Annotated in this window: 20 protein-coding genes; 12 read left to right on the forward strand and 8 right to left on the reverse strand. The window is 62.1% G+C overall.

The window, feature by feature from the left end; genetic code table 11:
* The first annotated feature begins 205 nt into the window (after positions 1 to 205).
* The gene (locus VFI82_03600; GenBank protein ID HET7183742.1) at positions 206 to 910 is read left to right on the forward strand and encodes an alpha/beta family hydrolase; all 705 of its coding nucleotides are present in this window, start codon (positions 206 to 208) and stop codon (positions 908 to 910) included.
* Positions 911 to 982: 72 nt separating this feature from the next.
* Here VFI82_03600 and VFI82_03605 read toward each other — a convergent pair whose 3' ends face one another.
* Positions 983 to 2,038, reverse strand: coding sequence for an alpha/beta fold hydrolase (locus VFI82_03605; GenBank protein ID HET7183743.1), 1,056 nt, complete (start codon positions 2,036 to 2,038; stop codon positions 983 to 985).
* A 125-nt stretch (positions 2,039 to 2,163) separates the two neighbouring features.
* Complete coding sequence (locus VFI82_03610; protein HET7183744.1) at positions 2,164 to 2,493, reverse strand: cytochrome c; 330 nt, start codon at positions 2,491 to 2,493, stop codon at positions 2,164 to 2,166.
* 340 nt (positions 2,494 to 2,833) lie between these two features.
* Here VFI82_03610 and hemA point away from each other — a divergent pair, with 340 nt between their 5' ends.
* From hemA to VFI82_03625, 3 genes are all read left to right on the forward strand, one after another.
* Entirely contained in the window at positions 2,834 to 4,117 is a 1,284-nt protein-coding gene (hemA, locus tag VFI82_03615) for a glutamyl-tRNA reductase (GenBank protein HET7183745.1), read from the forward strand.
* 29 nt (positions 4,118 to 4,146) lie between these two features.
* Complete coding sequence (locus VFI82_03620) at positions 4,147 to 4,818, forward strand: tetratricopeptide repeat protein (protein HET7183746.1); 672 nt, start codon at positions 4,147 to 4,149, stop codon at positions 4,816 to 4,818.
* A 228-nt stretch (positions 4,819 to 5,046) separates the two neighbouring features.
* Entirely contained in the window at positions 5,047 to 5,550 is a 504-nt protein-coding gene (locus VFI82_03625) for a hypothetical protein (protein HET7183747.1), read from the forward strand.
* Positions 5,551 to 5,560: 10 nt separating this feature from the next.
* On the opposite strand, the gene chrA is transcribed toward VFI82_03625, so the two are convergent.
* Entirely contained in the window at positions 5,561 to 6,691 is a 1,131-nt protein-coding gene (gene chrA, locus VFI82_03630; protein ID HET7183748.1) for a chromate efflux transporter, read from the reverse strand.
* A 219-nt stretch (positions 6,692 to 6,910) separates the two neighbouring features.
* Here chrA and VFI82_03635 point away from each other — a divergent pair, with 219 nt between their 5' ends.
* The 4 genes from VFI82_03635 to VFI82_03650 all read left to right on the forward strand — a co-directional run bounded on the left by VFI82_03635 (position 6,911) and on the right by VFI82_03650 (position 12,727).
* On the forward strand, positions 6,911 to 8,335 hold the full coding sequence (locus VFI82_03635; GenBank protein HET7183749.1) for a cytochrome c biogenesis protein ResB: 1,425 nt from the start codon (positions 6,911 to 6,913) through the stop codon (positions 8,333 to 8,335).
* Positions 8,336 to 8,360: 25 nt separating this feature from the next.
* A complete protein-coding gene (gene ccsB, locus VFI82_03640) occupies positions 8,361 to 9,773 on the forward strand; it encodes a c-type cytochrome biogenesis protein CcsB (protein HET7183750.1) in 1,413 nt (470 codons plus the stop codon).
* A 354-nt stretch (positions 9,774 to 10,127) separates the two neighbouring features.
* Positions 10,128 to 11,144: an ATP-binding protein gene (locus tag VFI82_03645; protein ID HET7183751.1), complete on the forward strand. Its 1,017-nt coding sequence runs from the start codon at positions 10,128 to 10,130 to the stop codon at positions 11,142 to 11,144.
* Between the two features lie 128 nt (positions 11,145 to 11,272).
* Complete coding sequence (locus tag VFI82_03650) at positions 11,273 to 12,727, forward strand: sigma-54 dependent transcriptional regulator (protein ID HET7183752.1); 1,455 nt, start codon at positions 11,273 to 11,275, stop codon at positions 12,725 to 12,727.
* A gap of 46 nt (positions 12,728 to 12,773) precedes the next feature.
* Here the strand turns inward: VFI82_03650 and VFI82_03655 are convergent, their stop codons facing one another.
* Positions 12,774 to 13,115: a PilZ domain-containing protein gene (locus tag VFI82_03655; protein ID HET7183753.1), complete on the reverse strand. Its 342-nt coding sequence runs from the start codon at positions 13,113 to 13,115 to the stop codon at positions 12,774 to 12,776.
* A 12-nt stretch (positions 13,116 to 13,127) separates the two neighbouring features.
* A complete protein-coding gene (locus VFI82_03660) occupies positions 13,128 to 14,051 on the reverse strand; it encodes a PilZ domain-containing protein (protein ID HET7183754.1) in 924 nt (307 codons plus the stop codon).
* A gap of 193 nt (positions 14,052 to 14,244) precedes the next feature.
* Between VFI82_03660 and VFI82_03665 the strand changes: the two genes are divergently transcribed.
* Positions 14,245 to 14,391, forward strand: a complete 147-nt coding sequence (locus VFI82_03665; protein HET7183755.1) for a hypothetical protein — start codon at positions 14,245 to 14,247, stop codon at positions 14,389 to 14,391.
* Between the two features lie 124 nt (positions 14,392 to 14,515).
* Here VFI82_03665 and VFI82_03670 read toward each other — a convergent pair whose 3' ends face one another.
* Entirely contained in the window at positions 14,516 to 14,791 is a 276-nt protein-coding gene (locus VFI82_03670) for a hypothetical protein (GenBank protein HET7183756.1), read from the reverse strand.
* A gap of 7 nt (positions 14,792 to 14,798) precedes the next feature.
* Positions 14,799 to 15,470, reverse strand: a complete 672-nt coding sequence (locus tag VFI82_03675; GenBank protein HET7183757.1) for an HAD family hydrolase — start codon at positions 15,468 to 15,470, stop codon at positions 14,799 to 14,801.
* A 59-nt stretch (positions 15,471 to 15,529) separates the two neighbouring features.
* On the opposite strand from VFI82_03675, the gene VFI82_03680 reads away from it, so the two are divergent.
* Entirely contained in the window at positions 15,530 to 16,585 is a 1,056-nt protein-coding gene (locus VFI82_03680; GenBank protein ID HET7183758.1) for a type II CAAX endopeptidase family protein, read from the forward strand.
* 400 nt (positions 16,586 to 16,985) lie between these two features.
* On the opposite strand, the gene VFI82_03685 is transcribed toward VFI82_03680, so the two are convergent.
* Entirely contained in the window at positions 16,986 to 17,894 is a 909-nt protein-coding gene (locus VFI82_03685) for an amidohydrolase family protein (protein HET7183759.1), read from the reverse strand.
* Between the two features lie 454 nt (positions 17,895 to 18,348).
* Between VFI82_03685 and VFI82_03690 the strand changes: the two genes are divergently transcribed.
* Positions 18,349 to 21,903, forward strand: coding sequence for a 2-oxoacid:acceptor oxidoreductase family protein (locus VFI82_03690; protein HET7183760.1), 3,555 nt, complete (start codon positions 18,349 to 18,351; stop codon positions 21,901 to 21,903).
* A 246-nt stretch (positions 21,904 to 22,149) separates the two neighbouring features.
* The coding region (locus tag VFI82_03695) for a PAS domain S-box protein (protein ID HET7183761.1) at positions 22,150 to 23,255 on the forward strand (1,106 nt) is incomplete at its 3' end.

The raw sequence follows: 23,255 nt of genomic DNA on the forward strand, positions 1-23,255 counted from the left end.
CGGACATCGTTACCTCCGGTTGGAGTCGATGGTCGTTAGCTGATGGTCGATAGCAGCGTTGCGAGACAACTTCAGAAACGGAAAGTATAATCGGCGGGCAAACAAAAGCGAAAGTCGCGGCGGGACGAATGGCGCCGGCGCCCTCCGCCCTCTCACACCGCCAAGTTCTTAACGCGATCCTACTCAACTCGGTGCGCAGAACAACATGGCGGAATCCGAAATCCGGCCATTCACCGATAACGCCGGCGAGGCTCCGGTTCGCGGGTTTCTGCACACTCCGGCGAAGGCGTCCGGCGATGGGCTGATTCTGACCCATGGCGCGGGAGCGAACTGCCAATCCCCGCTGCTGACCGCGCTGGCAAACATGTTTTGCGAAGCGGGCCTAATGGTTTTGCGCTGTGATCTGCCATTCCGCCAGGCGCGTCCGCACGGGCCTCCGGTGCGCGGCAGCGCCGAGCGTGACCAGCAGGGACTGCGCCGCGCCATCGCCTGCCTGCGGCCCATGGCTCAGGGCCGTGTGTTTCTGGGGGGACACTCCTACGGCGGGCGACAAGGCACGATGCTGGCGGCGAGCACCCCCGGCTTGATTGACGGACTGCTGCTGCTCTCTTACCCGTTGCACCCGCCCAAGCAGCGCGAGCAGCTCAGGACAGCGCATTTTCCGAGCCTTCACACACCGTCTCTTTTCGTCAGCGGCACGCGCGACGGCTTCGGCACGGTCGAGGAGATGAGCGCGGCATTGAAGTTGATACCTGCGCGCACGCGGTTGCTGATGATCGAAGGCGCCGGGCACGAGCTGATGACAAAGCGGAACGCGGCCGAGTTGCCCAAGGCAGTCACGACCGCATTCACCGAGATGTTCAGCAGCGGTGGAGCGAAGACAGAAAATGCCTCACCGCGCTCGGGATGATGCGCTGGCCTTAGCGGCGTTTGCGGCGCCGCAGGCGAGCAGAAAATTTTTTGTTCCAGCGTTTCTGCTTTCCTATCGCGATTCGTCGAGCAGTTGCAACAGGCGATCCTTCCAGAAGACAGCCCAGGTGTGAGTGCCGTGGCCATGCGTGTCCGCGCTCCCCTGGATCAGGTGGAACTTCCCGCGCGGGATGCGCTTCACCTCGCTCTCCGGCGTGGTCAGTTCCGGCGGGTTGATGAAGTCGTCGGTGGAATTGATCCACATTAGCGGCGCACGGATTTTTTCCAAGTCAGGTGAGGGGTTGTAATGGCGCGAGGAGGCGACCTGGTAGAGAAGGTCGTTGGCCTCCAGAGTCTTGATGCGGGACTCCTGCGCGTCAACGAACTTGTCGGCATCGTCGCGCGTGGGGTACAGGCGCTGCCACAGCAAGGGCGCGCTGCCGGCGATGGCAAGCAGATATTGCGCGGCGCGCAAGCCGGCGACCGGCTGTTCCTTGTACTCCCCGTTGTGCCAGGAGGGATCGAGCTTGATGGCCTGCATGACGGCGTCGCGCCAGAAACGATTGCGGCCGGCAATCTGGACTGTCTGGCAGGCCATCGGCATAAGCGCGTCCATAAAGTCGGGGTAGGTTTCTCCCCAGACGAAGGAATGCATGCAGCCCATGGAGGTGCCGAAGATCAGCCGCAAATGCCCGACGCCGAGACCTTCGGTGAGCAGCAGGTGTTGGGCGGCGACCATGTCGTCATAATCGTAGTGCGGAAAGCGCATGCGCATGCCGTCGCTCGGCTTGGACGAACCGCCGTGGCCGATGTTGTCGGGAATCACGATGTAATAGCGCTTGGCGTCCAGCGGCTGGCCGGGGCCGTAGAGTTCGTTGGCGAATTGTGGTTGCGTGAATTGCTTCCACGAGCCGCCGGTGCCGTGCAGGATGAGCACCGCGTTGGAGACTCGTCCGCGCGCATCGCGCTCCGGCGTGCCTATGGTTGCGTAGTGGAGGCGCAGATCGGACAGCGTTTCGCCGGACTTGAACTTAAAGTTTCTTGCCGTGAAGTCGCCTTCCTTGGGAGCGGGATATTCGGCGGCAACACAGGAAACGGCAAGCAGGCACACGGCGGCAAGGTATTTCATGGCGGCAAAAGGGTATCAGAATGGCGATCCGAAGGTTTCGGAGGTTTCGAACAAAGGAGGTTTCGAACCAAGAGGCCTCGGAGGTTCCGTTATATGCCCGAAACCTCCGAAACCTTTTGCTCGCGCTACTTTTTCAGACTGCGAATGAACTTCACCAGATCGTCGATCTGAGTATCGCTGAGCTTGCCGCCGTAGGCGGGCATCTTGGGCGGTTTGCCCTTGCTAATGGTTTCTTTGAGGTCCTTGTCGGAAGCCTTCTGGACATCAGCAGAGCCAAGATCGCGCAGTTTCAGGTTCTTTCCCATGGGCGTGTTGCCGGAACCATCTTTGCTGTGACAGGAGGCGCACTTGGACGCAAACAGGTCGGGACCGGTGTCGGCGGCCAAGGAAAACGCCGGCAGCACCAGGCTGAGGGCGAGAATCAGCAACGAGGACTTGAGCAGCAAATTCTTCATTCACTTTTCTCCAGTTCAGGTTCGCGAAATCGGCGCAGCCAGAGTCGCCAACCGGGTTGGATGCAAACGGGAGGCCGATTGTACGCCGATGTATGTGTGTGCAGGCAATAGGTTTGGATTCGCTGCCCGAATGGGATCGAATTTTGGGCGCGAAAAAACGCGCCGGTCGGGTGATATTCCTCAACCAGCGCCGTCTCGTGCTTTGCGCAGGCGCACATATCCATGCATAAGTTCTTGAAAACTCGGCGCGTCGGTGCAAGCGGCAGTTTGGCACGAGGGGTGCCTTTAAAGCCGTGGATCAAGCCTGGAAGTTGGAGAGTCCGCTTTGGAATCCTGCGTGATGGTGATTGGCGTTAGCTTCCGGACGGCACCGGTGGCGGTACGCGAGCGATTCTGGATCAGCGAACCGCGCCGCTGCGACGCGCTGGCGCAGTTGTCCCGTGCCGACGCTATCGATGAAGTCGCGGTGCTGGCGACCTGCAACCGGACGGAATTCATCCTGTGGACGCGCGATCCGGCCACCGCTTCCGGATCCGTGCTCAACTTTTTGACCCGCGAGTACGGCCTGCGGCTGTGCGAGTGGAAGCACTTTTACCGCAAGATCGACGAGCAGGCGTTGCAACACATTTTCCGCGTCACTTCCAGCCTGGATTCGATGGTGATCGGCGAGCCGGAGATCGTGGCGCAGGTCAAGGCGGCGTGGGCGCTGGCACAGCAGGTGGGCACGACTGGCCGGTTCCTCGATGCCGTATTCCAGAAGGCGCTGACGGTTTCCAAGCGGGTGCGCACCGAAACCGCTGTCGGCAGCGCGGTCGTCTCCTTGCCGTACGCGGCGGTGGAGCTGGCGAAGCAGATTTTTGGATCGCTGCAAGACCGCAAGGTATTGCTGCTCGGCGCCGGCAAGATGAGCGAGACCGCGGCGCGCTACCTGGTGAAGAACGGCGCCAAGGACGTGCGGGTCATCAACCGCACCTTCGAGAATGCGCAAGAGCTGGCCCAGACGCTGCACGGACGTGCCCTCCCCTTTGAAGAGCGGTTGAACCAGTTGCGGGAAGCGGATGTGGTCATCAGTTCGACTTCGTGCCCCAACCTGGTCCTCAGCCGCGAAGAAACAGAAGAAGTTGTGCAGCAGCGCGATGGTGCGCCGTTGCTGCTGGTGGACATCGCGGTGCCGCGCGACATCGACCCGGCGGTGCGCGAAGTGCCAGGAGTGTTTTTGTACGACATCGACGAGCTGGAGCAGGTCACCAGCAAGAACCAAGGTGAGCGCAAGAGCGCGGCCGGCGATGCGGAAAAGATTGTAAACGAGGAAGCCAGGCAATTCCGCGCCAAGTTGGCGGCGGAGCGCGTGGTGCCGACGATTGTCGCCCTGCGTGGCAGGCTCGATGAAATCTGCCGGCAAGAGCTGGACGCATTCAAGCAGGAAGCGGGACCATTGAGCGAGAAAGAGATTGACATGCTGGAAACCGTGGCGGCACGGATCACGCAGCGGATTTCCAACACGCTGGCGCGGGAATTGAAAGATGTCCCGGAAAAGGTGGAGCAGGACCGCATGACGCAGGCGGTGCAGCGGCTGTTTCATCTGGAAATGCTGGCGCAGGCAGTGGCCGGAACCAGGAATTGACAGCGTAAGAAGTGACGAGGGAGCGGCATATGTCCAGAAGCGGAAACGGAAACGGCAAGAATGAAGTGGTGACGGTCGCGAGTTGGAGCACGACCCAGGCTTATACGCTGGCCGTGGTTTGCCTGTTGCTGGGGGGAGCGCTCGGCTACCTGCTGCGCGGCTCCGAGCCAGGAACGGTGGCGCCGGCACAGGCTGCGGTGCAGCCCGCCGGAAACATTGGCCCGGCGCAGATCCCCGGTTTCGGCAGCGTGCCCGGCAGCGGCAGCTCGCCCGAGTTGGTCGACAAAGCAGCGCAGCCGATGCTGGAAACGTTGAAGAAAAATCCCAAGGACACCGACACGTTGGCGAAGGTCGGCAACCTCTATTACGACGCGCAGCTTTACCAGCAGGCAATCGAGTATTACCAAAAGGCGCTGAAGATCACGCCTGCGAACGCCGATGTCCGGGTGGACATGGGCACGGCCATGTTCTACTTGGGCGACGCCGAAAAAGCCCTCGCCGAGTTCGACAAAGCGCTCTCTTACAAACCGAACCATCCCAACGCGCTGTTCAATACCGGGATCGTCAGGTGGCAGGGCAAGAAGGACACCCGGGGAGCGATCACGGCCTGGGAAAAGTTGCTGAAGACCAACCCACATTATCCGGAGCGTCAGAAGGTTGAGGACCTGCTCACGCGGGCCAAGGAACACGCAAAAGGTTAAGCGCAAAGCGGATGCCCTGAAGTGCCTCGATCCGGGCACAGTAGGGCCTGGGGATCATGAGCCGCGACGCGCTGCCGGAGGAAGCTTCTCTTATTCCCTCATCCAGCTTCCTCCGGTGCTTATTTGTTGCGCGGATGCCGTTCAGCGCCCAGGCATGAACAAGAAGAGCTACTGCTCTGTCCCGGTGCCACACTGCTGCGGAGCGCGGCGGCGGAGTATGATTTCCTTATGATTCGTCGTGCTTCTGTGTTCTTGGTGTTTCTGCTGATCATTGCCGCCGCTGCGCCGGCGCAGCAATCTCCCGCCAAGCCGAACTTCACCGGCATCTGGAACCTGGACCTCGAGAAGAGCAACTTCGGCGGGCTGGAAGCGCCCGTTTCGGCGCGCTACCTGATCCGCCACCTGGGCGCGAAGCTGGAAATGCAGTACGAGCACGATGGGCAGGTCACGCGCGTCGACATCGTACCCGACGGTGAAGAGCACGTGCTCGAGACCGGACCCGACACCGAGAACATCGCCCGCGTGTACTGGTCCGGAGCGGTGCTGGTGTTCGAAGGACGCATTCGCCCCATGACCGGAAGCAATGCCCCGCCGGTGAAGTGGACGAGCCGATGGTCGCTTTCGGCGGACAGGAAGGTCCTGACCATCGAACGTCACCTTACGGCCCAGCAGGCGACAGCCGACCAGAAAGTAGTATTCGAGAAACAGCCGGTGCAGGCCAAGGGACAATAAGGTCGAAGGCCTACTTCAGCGTCAACCCGATCGCGCCCGCTGCCAGGATCAGCCAAGCCGAATTCAGACGCGTCCAGGTCAGGACCGCGAAGCTCGCCAGGAAAATCAGCAGGGTCGGCGCGTCGACCACCGAGGTCCGCCCGAGCTGAATGGTTACCACCGCGATCAGCGCCACCGATCCCGCAATCACTCCGTCTAATGCGGCGCTTGCCAGGCGCGAGCGACGTAGCGCGCGCACCAGCGGTTCGCTGATCGCGACGTACACAAAAGCCGGCAGAAACATGGCAACCGTAGCGACCAGCGCGCCCATCGGCCCGGCCAGGATGTAGCCTAGAAAAGTGGCCGCGGTGGAGATCGGACCGGGAGTGATCTGGCCGACGGCAACGGCGTCAACCAACTGCGAGTTCGTTACCCAGTGCCAGCGCTCGACAAGGTCCGCGCGCAAAAAGGCAAACAGCACGTATCCGCTGCCGAATAGTACGGTTCCGACCTTCAGGAAGTACAGAAAGAGCGAAGCCAGCCCGGCGGGCGACGAGGCCCCGGCGGCCGGCAATAACAGCAACAGAGCGGCGCGCGCCTGCCGCGGTTTCCGAGCCCCTTCGAATGCCGTGGAAACCAGCGCCGCTGCGGCGAGCAGCCAAAGCGGATGCGGAATGAAATATCCGGCGAGCGTGGCCGCCACCGCGATTCCCACCAGCAGACCGGTCTTCAACGCGGTGACGGAGTACCGCCAAAGCGCCCGCGCAATGATGGCGATGATCACCGGCTTCACCGCGTGCAGCACGGCATCCATCTGCGGCAGGGCCCCGAAACGCACATAAATCCAGGCGAGCGCGGTGACGAAAATCGCGGACGGAAGAATGAAGCAGACGCCACCCAGCACCAGCCCGGCCCAACCGCCGCGCACGTAGCCGAGATAAATCGCCATTTCGGTGGAATTCGGACCCGGCAACAGGTTGACGGCGCCCAGGAAATCGAGAAAACGCTCGCGGGTGAGCCAGCCACGGCGATTGACGCACTCGTCCTCCATCATCGCGATGTGCGCCGCCGGTCCGCCAAAAGCGGTGACTCCGATCTTGAGCAGCACCAGGACTACCTCGCGAAGCCGGGACTTCGACTTCGCAACCGGTTCGGTTGGCATGGCCGCGATTAAAGTATCTGCGGGCGCTGAAAACAAGGGCGGCCAGCGCCTCGCCTGCATCGCGCTATTTCGCCCGTCAGAATCACCAGGGTGGGTGATATCGCTCACAACGGCCCGGTACATCGCTGGCGCACGCGCCTAAGCAGCTGATTCTGCGCGCCTTGCCGACCTCCCGCCAATGGCCGATAACGTGCATTTTTGGGCGGTAGAGGGAGTGACATGGCGTCAAGCTTTGGCAACCGGCTGTTTCAAACACTTGCCTCCGTCAGGACGGGAATCATTCTTCTTATCATCCTGGGCGTGGTAGCCGCGGCGGGGACACTGATCCTGCAGCGACCCATGACCGACGCCGACCAGATGGCTCGCGCCTACTCGCCCGGCACCCTGCACTGGCTCGATCGCAGCGGACTGACGGACGTGTATCACACCTGGTGGTTCGCGCTGTTGATGGCGGCGCTGGGCATCAGCATCATCTTTGCCTCGATCAATCGTTTTCCCAAGGCCTGGCGGCTGTTGGCGCACCCGTATCGGCAAGCCGAGCCCCATTTTCGCGCCGTGCTCCCCACGCAACGCACCCTCGCGATCGGCGACGCCGAGCACGCAACCGCCGCGGTGGAGCGTGCTTTCCGCAAAGCCGGCCTGCGTCCGCGGCGCGTGACCCAGAACAATCAAACATCAATTTATGCGGAGAAGAATTTGTGGTCCGTGCTCTCCGTGTACGTTGTCCATGCCAGCCTGCTGCTGATTCTGACGGGCGGCATCGTGGACGCCTTTTTCGGATACAAGGGCTACCTGATGCTGACCCCCGGCCAGAGCACAACCAAGCTGGAGCAGACCAACGGCATCACGCGCCCGCTGCCGTTCACCCTGCGCTGCGACGGCACCGGCCAGGAGAATTATCCCGACGGTACGCCCCGGAAGTGGTGGTCGAAGCTGACCGTGCTCGAGGACGGTCGGGAGACCCTGCGCAAAGAGATCGTCGTTAACGATCCCCTGGTCACGCACGGCATTCGCTTTTACCAGGCCGGCTACGGCATGACCGGGGACGTCGAATCGGTGCTGCTCAACGTCACACGCGGAGCGGACACCCGGCAAATTACACTGCGCAGCTACCAGGCCGCGCAAGTGGACGCCGACACGACGGTCTCGCTCGCCGAATTCATTCCCGACTACGTCATGCGCGAAGGTCAGATCTATACGCGCTCCAAGGATCCGGTCAATCCGGCGCTGCGCCTGGAGATTACCGACCGGGCCCGGCAGGCGAAAAGCGAAGTCTGGCTCTTCCCGGCGACGCGGCAACAGACGGGAAATTCGCCGTTGAAATTCGAATTTGCCGACCTGCAGATGGCCGCCTTCACCGGCCTGCAGGTCTCGCACGAGCCCGGCCAGTGGCTGGTTTGGGCCGGATGCCTGCTGATGGCGCTCGGCCTGGTGATGGCGTTTTACCTGGTGCACCAGCGCTTCTGGGCTATGGCAATCGAGACCAAGAACGGACCGGCGCTGTGGATCGGCACCGCCGCCGACAAGAACCGGGAGCACTTCGTGGAAGGGTTTAACCGCTTGATCGATGACATCCGCGCTGAACTGGTCAACGAGAGCGGCGAGGCGACCATTCCCGCCGCCAAGACCTTGGTTCGGGCGTAGCAGTTGAGGAGAGAGGGAAAGACTCATGTCGCGTGCAACGGAAAGAATTGAAGAGCATCCGGGAATGCAGTCGAGTTACGGCCTGCTGGTCGCGGTCGCGTTGGTAGTCGCCTTCCTGACGTTCATCGCGTTTCTGAACGTCGTGAAACAGGGCAACCTGCTAAACGAAAGCAACCTGCTTTACCTTTCGCTGATCTTTTATGGCGGCGCGTCGGCGCTCTACATCGGCTTCGGCGTGACCGGCGTGGACCGCTATGTCAAGTTTGCGTCCATCGCCACCACGATCGGTTTCGCCGCCAACACCTTTGCCGCTGGACACCGCTGGTATGCCGCCGGGCATCCACCGTTCGCCAATATCTACGAGATGCTGCTGAGCTTTGTGTGGACGATAGCCGCGCTCACCCTGGTGGCCGAGCGCAAGTACAAGGTAAAAGTGATCGGCACCGTGACCATGCCGCTGGCGGTCACCGGCGTCATCCTAATGCAGCTTCTGCCTTCGGCGGTGCGCCCGCTGGTGCCGGCTCTGCAATCTACCTGGCTGCACGTGCACGTCACGCTCGCCATGCTTGCCTACGCCGCCTGCGCCCTCAGTTTCGCACTGGCCATGATGTTCCTCATCAAAGACCAGATGAAGACCGAGACGTTCCTTGCCGTTACCAGCGGCATGGTTACCGCCATTTATCTCGGCATCATGACGCGCTTCGAGAAATGGGGTGGGCTGGCGGTGGCGGCCTGGGACGCGCAAAATAAAGAGGAGATCAGCATCCAGCGCGGCGTCAAGTTGATGGTCACCATCCCCGACCTGGGCTGGGTGTTCCTGCTGGTGCTGCTGGCGTCGGCGGCGCCGCTCGCCATCTACGCCATCGCCAAATGGAGGAAGCAGGAGAACTTCCTCACCGTCGCCAACCGCGCCCTGTTCATCAGCATCGCGCTGCAGGTCATTGCCCTGGCCGGCTTCCTTCTGCGCGCGCGGAACGGCGCCTACGCTTCGCCAGACGCGGAAGGACAATTGTTCCCCACCGCTCTGGCCGCCAGCCCGTTCATTCTTTCCGGCCTCGTGACCGGCATCTTCGCTTCCTTCCTGTACCTGATGCTGCACTGGCGGCGCGAAGACCTGGAGCGCCTGCTGCCCAGCGCCGACGGACTGGATAGCATCACGTACAAAACTATCGGCATCGCGTTTCCTCTGCTCACCGCCATGATCGCCGCCGGCGCCTATTGGGCGAACCGCACCTGGGGTTCCTACTGGAGCTGGGACCCGAAGGAAACCTGGGCGGCCATTACCTGGCTGGTTTACGCCGGCTACTTGCACATGCGCATCACGCGCGGATGGCGCGGACGCCGGGCAGCTTACTTCGCGATTCTCGGCTTCGCCGTGGTGATGTTCACTTTCTTTGGCGTCACTTACCTGCTGCCGGGATTGCACGCGTATGCATGAGTTGCGAGTAGCTATTAACGAGGAGTGAATTTTCCAGTCGATTTCACGTTCCCGGGTTCCGTTTCACGGATCCGCAGCCCGGGAACGTGAAATCTTTTTGGTTCAAGGTGGCTAGGATCTAGGGTCCAGGGTACCAACGAGGAGCTGTCGAAATGAATTAGTGGTGACTTTGCCTGGATTCCCAAGCTTCCAGCCTTTCCCTCAGCCTCTGCCCCGAGCCCTAGCCACTACCTACTCGCCATTAGCCACTAAGCACTAGCCACTCTGTTTCACGCGCTACAATGTCCCCAACGCAGTCCTCACGAGGGGAGTCACTTGCCGCACTTGCGCCTGAACTGGCAGCTCCGGGCACTTTTGCCCGTCCTGGCCGTGTTGTTGAACGGCCTGCTGCTGTTCATCCTGGCGACGCTTTCCCTGGAATCCGGCGAGCGGCGCAGCGTGCTGGTGGTGGCCACCGTGGGCGCCATCGCCATCTGCGCCGTGCTGGTGCTGACGCTCAGCATCGTCTTCAGCCGGCCGATGATCGAATTGCAGGAGAAGATCCAGCGCGTGCGCGATGGCGACCTGGAGGCCAAAGTCAACTTCGCCGACCGCAGCGACGACATCGGCCAACTGGGGCGAAATTTCAACCAAATGGTGGAGCAGTTGCGCGAGTCGCGCGCGGAGATCGAGCGCCTGCACAACACCCAGATGTCGCGCGCCGAGCACCTTGCCACCCTGGGCGAACTGGCCGCGGGACTGGCGCACGAGATTCGCAACCCGCTCGCCGGAATCGCCGGAGTCATGGACATCATCAGCCGCGACTTGCCGGAGAAAAGTCCCGCGCGGGAGGTCGTGAAAGACGTCCGCCAGGAAGTGATGCGCGTGAACCGCATCGTCAGCGACCTGCTGGAAACCGCGCGTCCCAAGCCGCCCGACTATCGCGCCGCCGACCTTAACGCCACCGCCGAGCACGCCGTTATCTTCGCGCGCCAACAGACGCTGTCGCGGGCCATCAAGGTGGAGCTGCAAAAGAGCGACGGGCAATTGCTGGTCGAGCACGATCCCGGTCAGATTCACCAGGTGCTGCTCAACCTGATGCTCAACGGCATCCAGGCCATGGATGCCGGCGGTCCGGGGCAGGTGGAGGTAACCATCGCGCAACGCGACGGGCGGGCCGTAGTTAGCGTGAGCGATACCGGCAAGGGTATCCAGCCCGAGCACCTGCCCAACATCTTCCGTCCTTTTTATACGACCAAGGGCCATGGCACCGGACTGGGACTGTCACTGGCGCGGCGCATCGTCGAAGACCACGGCGGGAAGATCAAGGTGACCAGCGAGGTCGGCAAGGGAACAACGTTTGAAGTGCATTTGCCGATGAAGCGGGCGTAAAACGAACTCACAAGTCTTTCCGGCGAAAGAACCCAGCCCGGAACCCATGTGCCGGGCTGGATTCTGGTCACCCGTTGTGATATCCATCACACCCCCTTGTGCGCCAACCGTAGTAAAGTTATCCACAGATGCCCCGCGACAAGGTGCTCATCGTCGACGACGAGAAGCTGGTGCGCTGGTCGCTGCGACAGAAATGCGAGGAGTGGGGAATGCAGGCGGTGGAGGCCGAAAACGGCCAGACCGCCCTCAAGGTCGCCCACGCCGAGTCGCCCGACCTGGTGCTGCTCGACGTGCGTCTGCCCGATATCGGCGGGCTGGAAGTCCTGCAGCAGCTGAAGCAGAATGGCGACGCCCGCGCCGTCATCATGATTACCGCCGATCCGCAGCTGGACGACGTCAAGGCGGCGTTGAAGCTGGGCGCTTACGACTTTGTCGGCAAGCCGATTGATTTCGACGAACTCGCCGTCACCACCAAGAATGCGCTGGAAGCCACCAAGCTCAAGACCGAGGTCGAAGAACTGCGTGGGGCGATGCGCCGGCGCACCGGCTATCACGAAGTGGTCAGCGTCTCCAGCAAGATGACCGAGCTGATGGGCTTTGTGCGCAAGGTCGCATCGAGTGAAGCCACCACCATCCTGATCCAGGGCGAGAGCGGCACCGGCAAGGACCTGATCGCCAAGGCGATTCACTACGAGAGCGTCCGCCGCGACAAACCCTTCGTTCCCATCAACTGCTCGGCCATCCCGGAAATGCTGATGGAAGCCGAGCTGTTCGGGCACGAGCGCGGCGCCTTTACCGACGCCAAGACGATGAAGAAGGGTCTGTTCGAGGTCGCCGATGGCGGCACCCTCTTCCTCGACGAGATTGGCGAGCTGTCGCCGCTGCTGCAGGCCAAATTGCTGCGCGTGCTGGAAGACCAGGTGGTCCGGCGTGTCGGCGGCATTAAAGACATGCAGGTGGACGTGCGCGTGATCGCGGCCAGCAACCGCGACCTGGAAAAGGCGGTCCGCGAAGGGCAGTTCCGGCAGGATTTGTACTACCGGCTGGCGATTATTTCCATCTTCCTGCCCCCGCTGCGCGAGCGCAAGGACGACATTCTTCCCATGGTCGAGTTCTTCGTCGAGCGCTACAACCGCAAGTTCAAGAAGGCGATTCGCGGCATCACCGAGGAAACGCGCAAGCTGCTGCTCAGCCACGAGTGGCCGGGAAACGTCCGCGAGCTGAAAAACGCCATCGAGCGGGCCATGATCCTGGAAGAGGCGGACAAGCTGCAACCCGCGTATCTGCCGTTCTCGGTCGGACGCGGGCAGACGGGCATGACCGCGTTCCAGTCGGCCGCGGGCGAGAGCGGTCCGCAGCTGGGCAACGGCCGCAGCCTGCCGCGGCTTTCGATTCCGGAAGGCGGGACCTCGCTGGAAGAAGTGGAGCGCGCGCTGGTGGAGATGGCCATGCGGCAGGCCAACAACAATCAGACCCACGCTGCCCGCCTGCTCGACATCAGCCGCGACGCGCTGCGCTACAAGCTGAAAAAGTTCGGCCTCGTGCACGGCGAGGAGAGCGAAACCGAAGCGGAAGTCTCATGAAAGTAGAAAGTCAGAAGTAAGAAGTCAGAAGCAAGAAGTGCGGACATCAGCTTGCTTCCTGCTTTTTCATTTCCTCCAGTTCCATCTCGATGGCGGCGCGGGCGTACTCGGGAAGGTGGATGAATTCCACTCCGATGCCGAGACCTACCAGACAGTAGCGAACCTCTCCCACCGTGCGCACCAACACGCCCGCTCGCAGCAGTTCGAACTGCAGCGTGAGCTGGGCGCCGCGAGGAAACATCCGGGGGGTGTTGATGAACATTCCCTTTGCAGAAAGGTCAGGCGATCGCGTATCCACCCACTCAGCGCAACCGTTGTAGGTGATTTTCAAGTCACGATAGAAAATGCGCGGCATTGCCCGCTGTTCGACCGTCGCCAAAACTGCCATAAACGTCTCCCATCAGGCGCGCGTGAGTTCCTGGTCCGCGAGCGCCAGTTTTCTGGTTAATTTCAGGAATTCCTCTCGGGTGAGCGCGTCATGGGCGCCGAACCAGCGCAGCACCGCCTCGCCAATTTCCTCCGCCGATACCGTTTTCGCTGGCGGCGTTTCGAGCGCTGCGGGTTGCGGCGCGGGTTCGACCGCTTCGCCGTTCAACTCGGCCAGCACCGCGTGCAGCTTGTCGGCTTCCGACGGCGCCATCCTGCTGAACTCCACGCCCATGCCGAAAGTGGGTTGCGAGGTGCGCACGATGCCTTCCAATTGGACGTTACGTCCTCCGACGGCCAAGTCAAGGCGCATGGCGGTCCCGGTGCGCAGGGGGGACATCATCTCGACGTAGCAGCCGCCAAGGCTGAGCTCGTTAATGCGGCCGGCAATCGCGACCTCGCTGCCGGTCTCCCGCATTTGGACGGTCCCGGCGCAGTTAAAGCGCGGATGACGACGGCGCTCCACTTCCCGGCGCTGCATCTCGCGACGTTCGAGGGCGGCATGGTCGATGTTGAAGGCGGCCTGAAGCGGCGACGGCGGAACGACGTAGTGATCCCGATCGACGTCGGGAAGGGGAAACATGGCGGGAAGATGTTCGGCGAACAACACGCGGGCGCCTTCCACTCCCTCCAGACCCACCAGTCCATCCCAGCACGTGCCCATGGCGCCGATCCAGGCGACGCGGTAGCGCGCGCGGCGGCCTTTGTATTCCACCTGCACCGGCTCGCCGACAGCGCGTAAGCAGCGCACGCCGCTGAGGCGCAAGCCGTTGACGCCGATGTCGACGGTGGTCGCAGTTTGCCGGAAGCGGTTGCCGTTGGCGTCAAGGCCGGTAAGCGTTACCGGGAGCGCGATGCGACACCTCTTGTATTGCCGCCTGCCCATGTTGGCCGCCAAGCCTGCTTCGTTCTTCTAGCGAATAGAGTAGGCCCTGAAATGACCGAAGAGTGCGGTTACGGCAGAGTATTTCTGCCCGTTCATACCTGCTTGGGAGCGTATCAAATGGGGAACCACGGGTGATTTCCTCATTGCCGCCGGGAATTGAGCTGCTCTACAAAGGAGATAGCGCGGACGCGCGACGAGGAGCTGAATGAAGAAGTTGTTGTTCTTGCTATTGACCGGCGTGGTGGCAGCGACGCTAATGGCCCCGGTTGCCGAGGCGAAGACGCATCATCGCAAGAAACACCACAAGAAACATCATCACCACAACACGCAACCGACAACACCACAACACTAGATTTGGTGGTTTGTGTAGCGGCGGATTTCAATCCGCAGAGATCGGCGGAGCAAATTCCGCCGCTGCACTACTCTGGGGACCCGAGAGGGCACGGTGAAAGCCGTGCCTTTCCTATTGCCGCGGATTACTCGTAGTCGATGCGCTGTTCGGCGTGGCGGCTGAGGTACCAGCACGGGGGATGACCGGAATGCGGAAGCAGCGAGTGGACGCAAATCTGCGCTTCCGGTTCTGCGAACATGTAGTTCGTTTTCTGTTTGTCTTTGTGCAGTGCGTAGTAGCGCTGGATGGTAACCGCGCCATACGGTTCACGGCGGAAGCGCAGCAGGAGCGCATCTGCCGCGTAGATGATGGCGGCCGCGATTAAGACGTACAACCAGCCGCGTATCAAAATCTTTTTCATCGGCGCGTCATGATCCGGGGAGCAGGATTTCGAGATGCACAGCCTGCCGCCCGGGCGTATTCGCGGTTGTGATGCGCAGGTCGGAGAGGCGCTTGATGATGACATCGGCCTCGCCGAGTTGGCGGACAGGATAAGTGGTGGGCACGGCGATGACGCGCATCCCCGCGGCTTTGCCGGCGCGGATGCCGGAGGGCGCATCCTCGATGACGATGCAGTCGCGGGCAGCGAAGCGCAATGCTGCCGCGCCCTTGAGATAAGGTTCGGGGTCGGGCTTGCCGTGGGTGATGTCGCCGGCAGAGACCATGGTGTGCGGGACCGGAAGGCCGACGGCGCGCAGGCGAGTGGTGGCCAGGTCGCGCGTGCCGGAGGTTACGACCGCCCAGCGGTCGGGAGGAATACGAGCCAGCAGATCGGCGGCCCCAGCAATGGCGCGCACCCCTTCCAGGTCGGAGATTTCACGCTGTTCCATGGACGCGGCTTCGGCGTCGGCGTCGAGCTGGGGCGCGACTTCACGGATGGTCTCGATGGTCGGACGGCCGTGGGCGATGGGGATAACCCGGGCGGGATCGAGATGGTGCTCGCGCGCCCAGACAGCCCACTGGCGCTCGACGGCGGCGCGGGAGTCAACCAGAACCCCGTCGAGGTCGAAGAGAATGGCGGCGGAGGAGAGAGTTTTCATTGAACTTTCAACAGGCCGGGAGTTGTTTTCTCGGCCCAGCGTTCGTTGTAACGTTAGGATTGGATGCAATCGTCCATACTTTGACGGCGGCAAGTACAAACGCGAAGCAAGGCGAACGCTTTGATGCGTTGCTGTGCGGCGGAACCCTGGTTCCGCTGCTGGTGGCGTTCTGGATGGTGGCGCAGCGCTACAACATGAGCGCGCGCATCGGCGGGCACATGGCGAGCGGGTTCGCCAGCTTCGCCGTGCTGCTGGCGCCGTACTGGGCATTCGGGTTTGGCGCGGCGGAGGCGCTGCGTCGAGGGATGACGAATCGAGCGGCGCGAGTGTTGGCGCCGGGACTGCTGCTGGTCTCGTACCTGGTGTTCGCGATTCCGCGCGGAGAATTTCGCGGCGATTACGCGCTCATCCTGTTTTCGATCCCGGTGGGATTGGCGGCGATGTTTGAGCTTGTGCCACCCGGCCGGGGGCGGCCGGGCTCCACAGGGCGGCCGGGCTCCGCCACCGGAGTGTGCTGGCAGGACGTGGTGGCGCTGGTGGTGGTGGGAGCGCCAGTGGAATTTCGGCTACTGGCGGGAGCGTGGCCGCATCCGGGGCTGAGCGCCTTGCCGAAGTTCCTGCTGGTGGATGCCGCGCTGTACGCATTCCTGGTGGTGCGCGGGTTGGACGGAGTGGGATTCGATTTTCGTTTGCGCTTGCGCGACCTGGCGACTGGGCTGCGGGAATGGGGCTTCTATGCGCCGATCGCGATCGGATTGGGACTGGCGCTGGGGTTCATCCATTGGAAGCCGTGGAAGCCGGATGCGGCGGTGATTGCGGGGGCTTACCTGATCACATTTTTCTTTGTCGCCATTCCGGAGGAGTTTTTTTTTCGCGGGCTGCTGCAGAACCTGCTGGAGCCGCGATTAGGACGCGGCCGCGCGCTGGCGGTGGCGGCGGTGATCTTCGGGCTGTCGCATTTCAACAAGCCGCTGCCGTTCAACTGGCGCTACGTGATCATGGCGGCGATCGCAGGCGTGTTTTACGGGCGGGCGTGGCTGGACCGACGCCGACTGACGTGCTCGGCGATCACGCACACCACGGTCGACGTGGTTTGGGGACTGTGGTGGAAGTGAGTGAAAGTAGAAAGTGGAATTGCGTAATCGCGTAAAGTCGGCTCTCCGATGTATTCACTTTTCCCGATTACCCAATTTCACTTCGCCTTACACCCACGCTGCAGGCGTATGATGAAATAAGGAGCCTGCAGTCATGCCTGAATGGATGTGGATTATCGCCGTGGTGCTGGCCTGGGTAGTGGTATCGCAGTGGCTGCTGCCCAAGCTCGGAATACCTACCTGAAGAAGCGCCACGTGCTCCGTCGAGGATCGACGGAAAGAAGAGAAGACAGGAGTTGGAAGATAGGAGTTAGGAGTTTGGCGGGCGGCGGCCGAGTGCGGCTGCCGCCTTTTTGTTTTTCGTACGGCTGTCCCGGTGACGGCAACGGGGCCCACGAACTCCCAACTGCTGAACTCCAAACTACCGTTCGGCAATGAGGATTTCGGTGGAGACGGAGTGTGGAGCGCGTGAGACGAGCGGTTGGGTGAGTGAAAAGACGCGTTCGGCATTGCGGTGGTAGAAGTTGGCGCGGGCATCGGACAGCAGGGGGAAAGGATCGGCGACGCGCACGGCTGCGGGCCAATCCCGGCCATTGCTGCCCCACATACATCGTTGCGCAAAGATCTCCGACATAAAGTCCGGCGCCGATTTTGATTCCGAGGCGGAGACCGCAAGTTCCGTCCACTGATGAATGACGTGAAGGAGGGCGACGGAATCAAGAGCGAAGCAGACGTTTTCGCAGCGCTCGGCGATCGCGGTGAGGTCCTTCAATTCGGGGCGGGACTGCGCGACTACCAGCGCAAGTTCGGCGAAGTCGGCAGCGACGCCTTCAATTTCCTGCGCCAGGGAGGGAACCGGCGGCAACTGCATCATCGCCGGAACGCCAAGCTCAGCCGCCTTGGCGAACATGGGGTACACGCGTCGGTCGCGCAAGGACAGGTTGAAACTGGGGACATGCAGGTAGACGCCGCGGAAGCCGCGAGTGGCGACGGCGAACTCGATTTCGCGGAGGCTGTCGGCGATGTCGAACGGATTGTAGCCGGCCAGGCCGATGAAGCGTGAAGAGGATCGGGTGTAGCAGAGGACGTCGTCGAGGCGGGTTTCCTCGCACATCCACTGTCGTTCACAGGACCACTTCCTGCATTGCGAGACCAGCGCGCAGGCAATGCCGGCGGCGTCCATCTCAGCTTCCGACGGTGGATGGAGCGGGCAATTCCCGGCCGAAGAGCGCGAGGTCGGATGAAAGAGGACGTCAACGGCAGCAATAGCGGGCTTTGAACCTTCAGTCGTAAGGCCGGAGGTGGGTGCCGCGTTTTGAATGGTGAGCACGGTAGCCTCCGAGCTCTGTTCTTTCTTACCCGACCGCAGGCCCTCGCCTTTCAGGGCGAGCGTACTTCAACCAGACGCCGACACACTTAGCGTAGAGCCGATAGGATGGCGCGGAAGTGAGCCCTATCACCCCTAATTGTGACCACTATCACTGCCCCTCAACAGGAGGTAGGACGACCATGGCAGCAGGTACTGAGGCCTCGCTTCAGGCCAGGGGTGAAGGGGACGCGTGCGCGCGCCCGAGACGGGATGGCCCGTCACCTCCACTTCGTCAGGGGTGACGATGATTGACAAGAGTTCCGGGTTGCGGGTTGCGAGCGGTGAGCCTATGGCGCCGGCACCTGCCATCCCCAAACTCCTTTGCGATCGCCCCGCCAGCTCCATTCATTCGCATTCATAACGATTTCATATTGCCGACCGCGCCCCTGTGTGCGCGCGAAAAAGAGAGGAAGAAATGGCAACCGCAATCGAGATCAACAAAGCGGCCAAGGCAATCGACAACAAAGGTGTCCGCTATCCGGGCACGGTCACGACGACGGACGGATCGGGAGCGGTGGTGTGGGTAGAGAGCCACATCTCGCAGGGCGCATGCGCCTATCCGATTACCCCCTCGACGCCGATGGGCGACGGCTTTGCCGTGGAGTTTGCCAACGGGACCAAGAACCTTTGGGGCGAGCCGGTGCAGTTCCTGGAGCCGGAGTCGGAGCACAGCTCGGCATCCGCCTGCGAAGGATTCGCGCTGGCCGGCGGACGCGTGACCAACTTCACCTCGGGCCAGGGTTTGATCCTGATGAAGGAGGTGCTGTACGTGATCAGCGGCAAGCGGCTGCCGGTGGTGTTTCATATCGGGGCGCGGGCGCTGACCTCGCACTCGCTGAACGTGCACGCCGGTCACGACGACGTGATGGGCGTGGCCGACGTAGGCTGGGGCATTTTGTTCGGACGCAACGCGCAGGAGGCTGCCGACCTGGCGGTGATCGCGCGGCGAGCCGCCGAAGACAGCGAAACGCCGTTCATGAATTGCCAGGACGGGTTCCTGACCACGCACACGCTGGAGACCATCCGGCTGCCGGAAGAAGAGCTGATGAAGGATTTCGTCGGCGATCCGAAGCTGCGACTGCGCAAGCTGTTTGACCCGGCCAAGCCGGTGCTGACCGGCTGCGTGCAGAACCAGGACAGCTACATGAAAGGCAAAGTGGCGCAGCGGCACTTCTACGATCGCGTGTCGCCGGCGCTGTCGAGCGCGTTCGAGGAGTACGGCCGCCTGACCGGACGTCATTACGATTTTCTGAAGCAGTACCGGATGGAAGGCGCGGAGTACGCGATCCTCGGCATGGGATCGATGATGGACACTGCGGAAGCGACAGTGGACTACCTGCGCAGCAAGGGCATGAACGTGGGCGCAATCACGCTGGTCAGCTTCCGTCCGTTCCCGGCATGGGAGATTGCGCTGGCATTGCAGCATGTGAAGGCGGCGGCGGTGATCGAGCGCTGCGACGTGCCGCTGGCGGAGTCGAACCCGCTGGCAATCGAGGTCAAGGCGGCGCTGGCGGATGCGCACATGGGCACCAGCGGCGACCGCATCCGGCACATCCCGGAGATTTATTCCGGAGTGGCCGGGCTGGGCGGGCGCGATCTGCGGCCGGGACATTTCGTGGCGGCGGTGGAAAACATGGTGCACGGCCACGGCAAGCGCTCCTTCGTGCTGGGCGTGAAGCACCATGACTCGCTGGAAATCACCATCGATCCCGACGTTCGGCCGGAGGGAGCTTTCTCGCTGCGCGGGCATTCGGTGGGCGGGTTCGGGTCGGTCACGACGAACAAGGTGATCGCGGCGGTGGCCAGCGATCTGTTCAACCTGTTTGCGCAGGCGTTCCCGAAGTACGGGTCGGAAAAGAAGGGCCTGCCGACCAATTACTACCTGACACTGGCGCCGGAAGCGATCCGCATGCACGCCGAGTTGACCCTGGTGGACTTTGTGGCCATCCAGGACCAGAACGCGTTTCTGAGCGGCGATCCGCTGGCCGGATTGCGGCCGGAGGGCGCGATCTACATGCAGTCGAACCTGCCGGCGGGCGAGGTGTGGAACAGCCTGCCGCTGAGCGCGCGCAAAACGATCCGCGAGCGCAAGTTGAAGCTGTATGTGCTGGACGCGCAGAAGATCGCGCGGGAGTGCGCGACGCGCACGGATTTGCAGATCCGCATGCAGGGGATTGTGCTGCTGGGCGCGTTTCTGAAGCTGACGCCGTTCGCCGCCAAGGCGGGGCTGGACCAGGAGCAGCTGTTCGGCTCGCTGCGCAAGACCCTGATCAAGTACTTCGGGAAGAAGGGCGGGTCGGTGGTGGATGACAACATCGAGGCGGCGCGGCGCGGGTATGAAGAGGTTGCGCTGGTGACGCCTCCCGCCGAGGACGTGGAGAAGGCAGCGGAGAAGTCCTACAAGTACCAGCTGCCGGTGGTGCCGACGGCGCAGCCGGAGGTGGTGGAGCCGGACTTCTGTGAGCACGTGATCGCAACCTACGCACGCGGCAAGGAAAGCGATTTGCTTGCGGATGAGTACGTGGGCCGCAGCTTCATGCCGGCCTCGAGCGCGATGCGGCGGAGCTTCCGCACCTTGGCGCCGGAGATCCCCGAGCTGGTGGCGGGGAACTGCGTGGGATGCATGGAGTGCGTGAACGCGTGTCCGGACACGGCGATCCTGGGCAAGGTGGTGGAGGCGGAGCCGCTGCAGGCGCAGCTGGCTAAGGTTGAAGTGAGCGACATGCGCGCCGAGCTGCAGGCCCAATTCGTCAAGACGCAGAAGTACTGGACCATCCCGCAAAAGAAGGGCGAGAAGGGCGGGCTGTTCAGCATCTTCGTGGATCCGGACAAGTGCAAGGGCTGCGGCGAATGCGTGGTGGCCTGCGGCAGTCACAAGGCGCTGGAGATGAAGGCGAAAAACGGCAACGTGAAGCGTCTGGACTTGATGATGGACCTCTATCATCACCTGCCGGAGACGCCTTCGCGGCTGTTGAATGAGAAGGCGCTGGGCGACATGATGCTGGCGTCGAGCTCGCAACTGTTTGTCGGAGGCGCGGGCTCCTGCATGGGCTGCGGCGAGGCAACCGCCATCCGGCTGATGCTGGCGGCCACCGGCTTCGTGTACGGCAAGGAGAAGATTGGCATCGTGGGCGCCACCGGTTGCAACAGCGTGTACGGGTCAACCTATCCGTTCAATCCTTACGCGGTGCCGTGGACGAACTCGCTGTTCGAGAATGCGCCGGCGGACGCGATGGGCATCCGGCTGCGCTGGAACCAGGAGGGCCACCACGATTACAAGTTGTGGTGCCTGGGCGGCGACGGCGCGATGTACGACATCGGTTTCCAGTCGCTGAGCCGCATGCTCGCTTCGGGCATGGATATCAAGGTGCTGGTGCTGGACACGCAAGTGTATTCCAATACCGGCGGGCAGGCGTCGACCGCGACCTTCACTTCGCAGGATGCGAAAATGTCGCAGGTAGGCAAAACCAACACCGGAAAGACCGAACATCGCAAGGAAATGGGACCGATCATGATGATGCATCCCAACGCCTTCGTGGCGCAGACCATCGCCGGCAACCCGGTGCACTTCTACAGGACGATCATGGCGGCGAACGAGTATCCCGGACCGGCGGTGGTGATTGCCTATACCACCTGCCAGCCGGAGCACGGCGTGGCCGATGACCGGTCGATGCTGCAGGAGAAGCTGGCAGTGGAATCGCGGGCATTCCCGCTGATGGTTTACGATCCTCGCAAGGGCGAGAAGATCCGCGAGCGGCTGAGCCTGGCGGGTAATCCGGCAATGAAGGAAGACTGGTACGTCGACCCGCATACCAACCAGCCGGTGGACTTCATCAGCTTCGCGAAAACGGAAGGCCGTTTCGCGCGGCACTTCGACAAGGATGGCAACCCGGATGAGTCCATCAAGGCAGCGCAGCAGGACCGCCTGGAGAACTGGCGTAGACTGCAGGAGCTGGCGGGGTTGAAGTAAAGCACTGGAGCGCGCTCGCACCTGAGCGCGAAAACCGAATGCCGCCTGGAAACGGGCGGCATTTTTTTTTGCTGCTGGCTGGCCCTGAAACCGTCATCGCCGTTGCACAGGCGCAATCCCCGGCAATTGCCAAATTGGTAGAGCTGCCAATGCGGGATTTTCATGCGCAAATCATGTTCCGGAGTTACTTTCGCCAAATGTTCGCGGTGCTACTTTGGCCCTGTACTAAGTTACAGGACGCAGACAATGACGAGAAAGACAACTGGGCCGGATGAGGTACGTGGTGCGGACAGCGTCGGCCAGAAAGTTGGAACGCGGGTAGCCGTTTCCGCTGGCGCCGTGTGCTGCGTTATTGGTTCGGCAACGATGCTGGCGTGGCACGCACACCTGAAAGCGCTGCTGATCATCACGCCCATGTCCACGCCCATGCGTTACAACGCGGCTCTGGCATTCCTGTTGTGCGGTGTCGGACTCATCGCAAGCGCTTGGGAGCGCAGCAGAATCACGCTGGGTAGTGCCGCGGCGGTCGGCGTCATCGGTATAGTGACCGCGCTTGAGTACCTGCTGGGGAAGAGCTTTGGCATAGACGAATTGCTTTTTGACCAATACGCGATCGGTGCCAGGACGGTCGGCGCGCGGATGGCGCCGAATACGGCAGTAGCGTTTATCACGGCTTCGGCGGCGCTGTTGTTGCTGGCGCGACGCAACAGGAGCCGGTGGGGGAGTTTGGTAGCAGCGCTGCTGGCATCAGTGACATTCGTGCTCGGGGTGGTCGCAGTGATCGGGTACGCGACATCGCTGGAGGTGGCGTACTCATGGGGGAACCTGACCGGGATGTCGCTGGTAGCTGCGATCGGGCTGTTGTCGCTCGGAATGGGAATGTTGGGCATGGCGTGGCGAGCGGGCCAGCGCATGGAAAAGGCAATTCCGTCGTGGGCACCACTTCCCCTCGTCATCATTCTCGCCAGCATGACGGTGCTGCTGCGGCATGCGGTGTTGCACGTTGGCACCAGAGGAAACCTTGTTGCGGACCTGGTGCTGGTCACAGGCTTAGGAATGGCAGTGCTGACGGGTGTGGCCGTGCGGCTGGCGCAGGTCACGGCGACGAGGAACCACGAGCTGCACTCGCTGAGCGAACAGCTGGAGGCACAGCAGTTCTATTCACGCTCGCTGATCGAGGCCAGCCTGGACCCGCTGGTGACCATCAGCCGCGAAGGCAAAATCACGGATGTGAACCGGGCCACGGAAGCGGTGACCGGCATCTCCCGCGAGCGACTGCTCGGCAGTGATTTCTGCGATTACTTCACCGAACCTCAGCAAGCGCGCGCCGGATACCAGCAGGTGTTTGCCGA

Source organism: Terriglobales bacterium (assembly GCA_035691485.1).
Taxonomy (GTDB): domain Bacteria; phylum Acidobacteriota; class Terriglobia; order Terriglobales; family Acidobacteriaceae; genus JAIQGF01.

Excerpts from the sequence above, each read along its gene's own strand:
- VFI82_03600 (HET7183742.1), top strand. The coding sequence starts at position 206 with ATGGCGGAATCCGAAATCCGGCCATTCACCGATAACGCCGGCGAGGCT.
- VFI82_03605 (HET7183743.1), bottom strand. The coding sequence starts at position 2,038 with ATGAAATACCTTGCCGCCGTGTGCCTGCTTGCCGTTTCCTGTGTTGCC.
- VFI82_03610 (HET7183744.1), bottom strand. The coding sequence starts at position 2,493 with ATGAAGAATTTGCTGCTCAAGTCCTCGTTGCTGATTCTCGCCCTCAGC.
- hemA (HET7183745.1), top strand. The coding sequence starts at position 2,834 with ATGGTGATTGGCGTTAGCTTCCGGACGGCACCGGTGGCGGTACGCGAG.
- VFI82_03620 (HET7183746.1), top strand. The coding sequence starts at position 4,147 with ATGTCCAGAAGCGGAAACGGAAACGGCAAGAATGAAGTGGTGACGGTC.
- VFI82_03625 (HET7183747.1), top strand. The coding sequence starts at position 5,047 with ATGATTCGTCGTGCTTCTGTGTTCTTGGTGTTTCTGCTGATCATTGCC.
- chrA (HET7183748.1), bottom strand. The coding sequence starts at position 6,691 with ATGCCAACCGAACCGGTTGCGAAGTCGAAGTCCCGGCTTCGCGAGGTA.
- VFI82_03635 (HET7183749.1), top strand. The coding sequence starts at position 6,911 with ATGGCGTCAAGCTTTGGCAACCGGCTGTTTCAAACACTTGCCTCCGTC.
- ccsB (HET7183750.1), top strand. The coding sequence starts at position 8,361 with ATGTCGCGTGCAACGGAAAGAATTGAAGAGCATCCGGGAATGCAGTCG.
- VFI82_03650 (HET7183752.1), top strand. The coding sequence starts at position 11,273 with ATGCCCCGCGACAAGGTGCTCATCGTCGACGACGAGAAGCTGGTGCGC.
- VFI82_03655 (HET7183753.1), bottom strand. The coding sequence starts at position 13,115 with ATGGCAGTTTTGGCGACGGTCGAACAGCGGGCAATGCCGCGCATTTTC.
- VFI82_03665 (HET7183755.1), top strand. The coding sequence starts at position 14,245 with ATGAAGAAGTTGTTGTTCTTGCTATTGACCGGCGTGGTGGCAGCGACG.
- VFI82_03670 (HET7183756.1), bottom strand. The coding sequence starts at position 14,791 with ATGAAAAAGATTTTGATACGCGGCTGGTTGTACGTCTTAATCGCGGCC.
- VFI82_03675 (HET7183757.1), bottom strand. The coding sequence starts at position 15,470 with ATGAAAACTCTCTCCTCCGCCGCCATTCTCTTCGACCTCGACGGGGTT.
- VFI82_03690 (HET7183760.1), top strand. The coding sequence starts at position 18,349 with ATGGCAACCGCAATCGAGATCAACAAAGCGGCCAAGGCAATCGACAAC.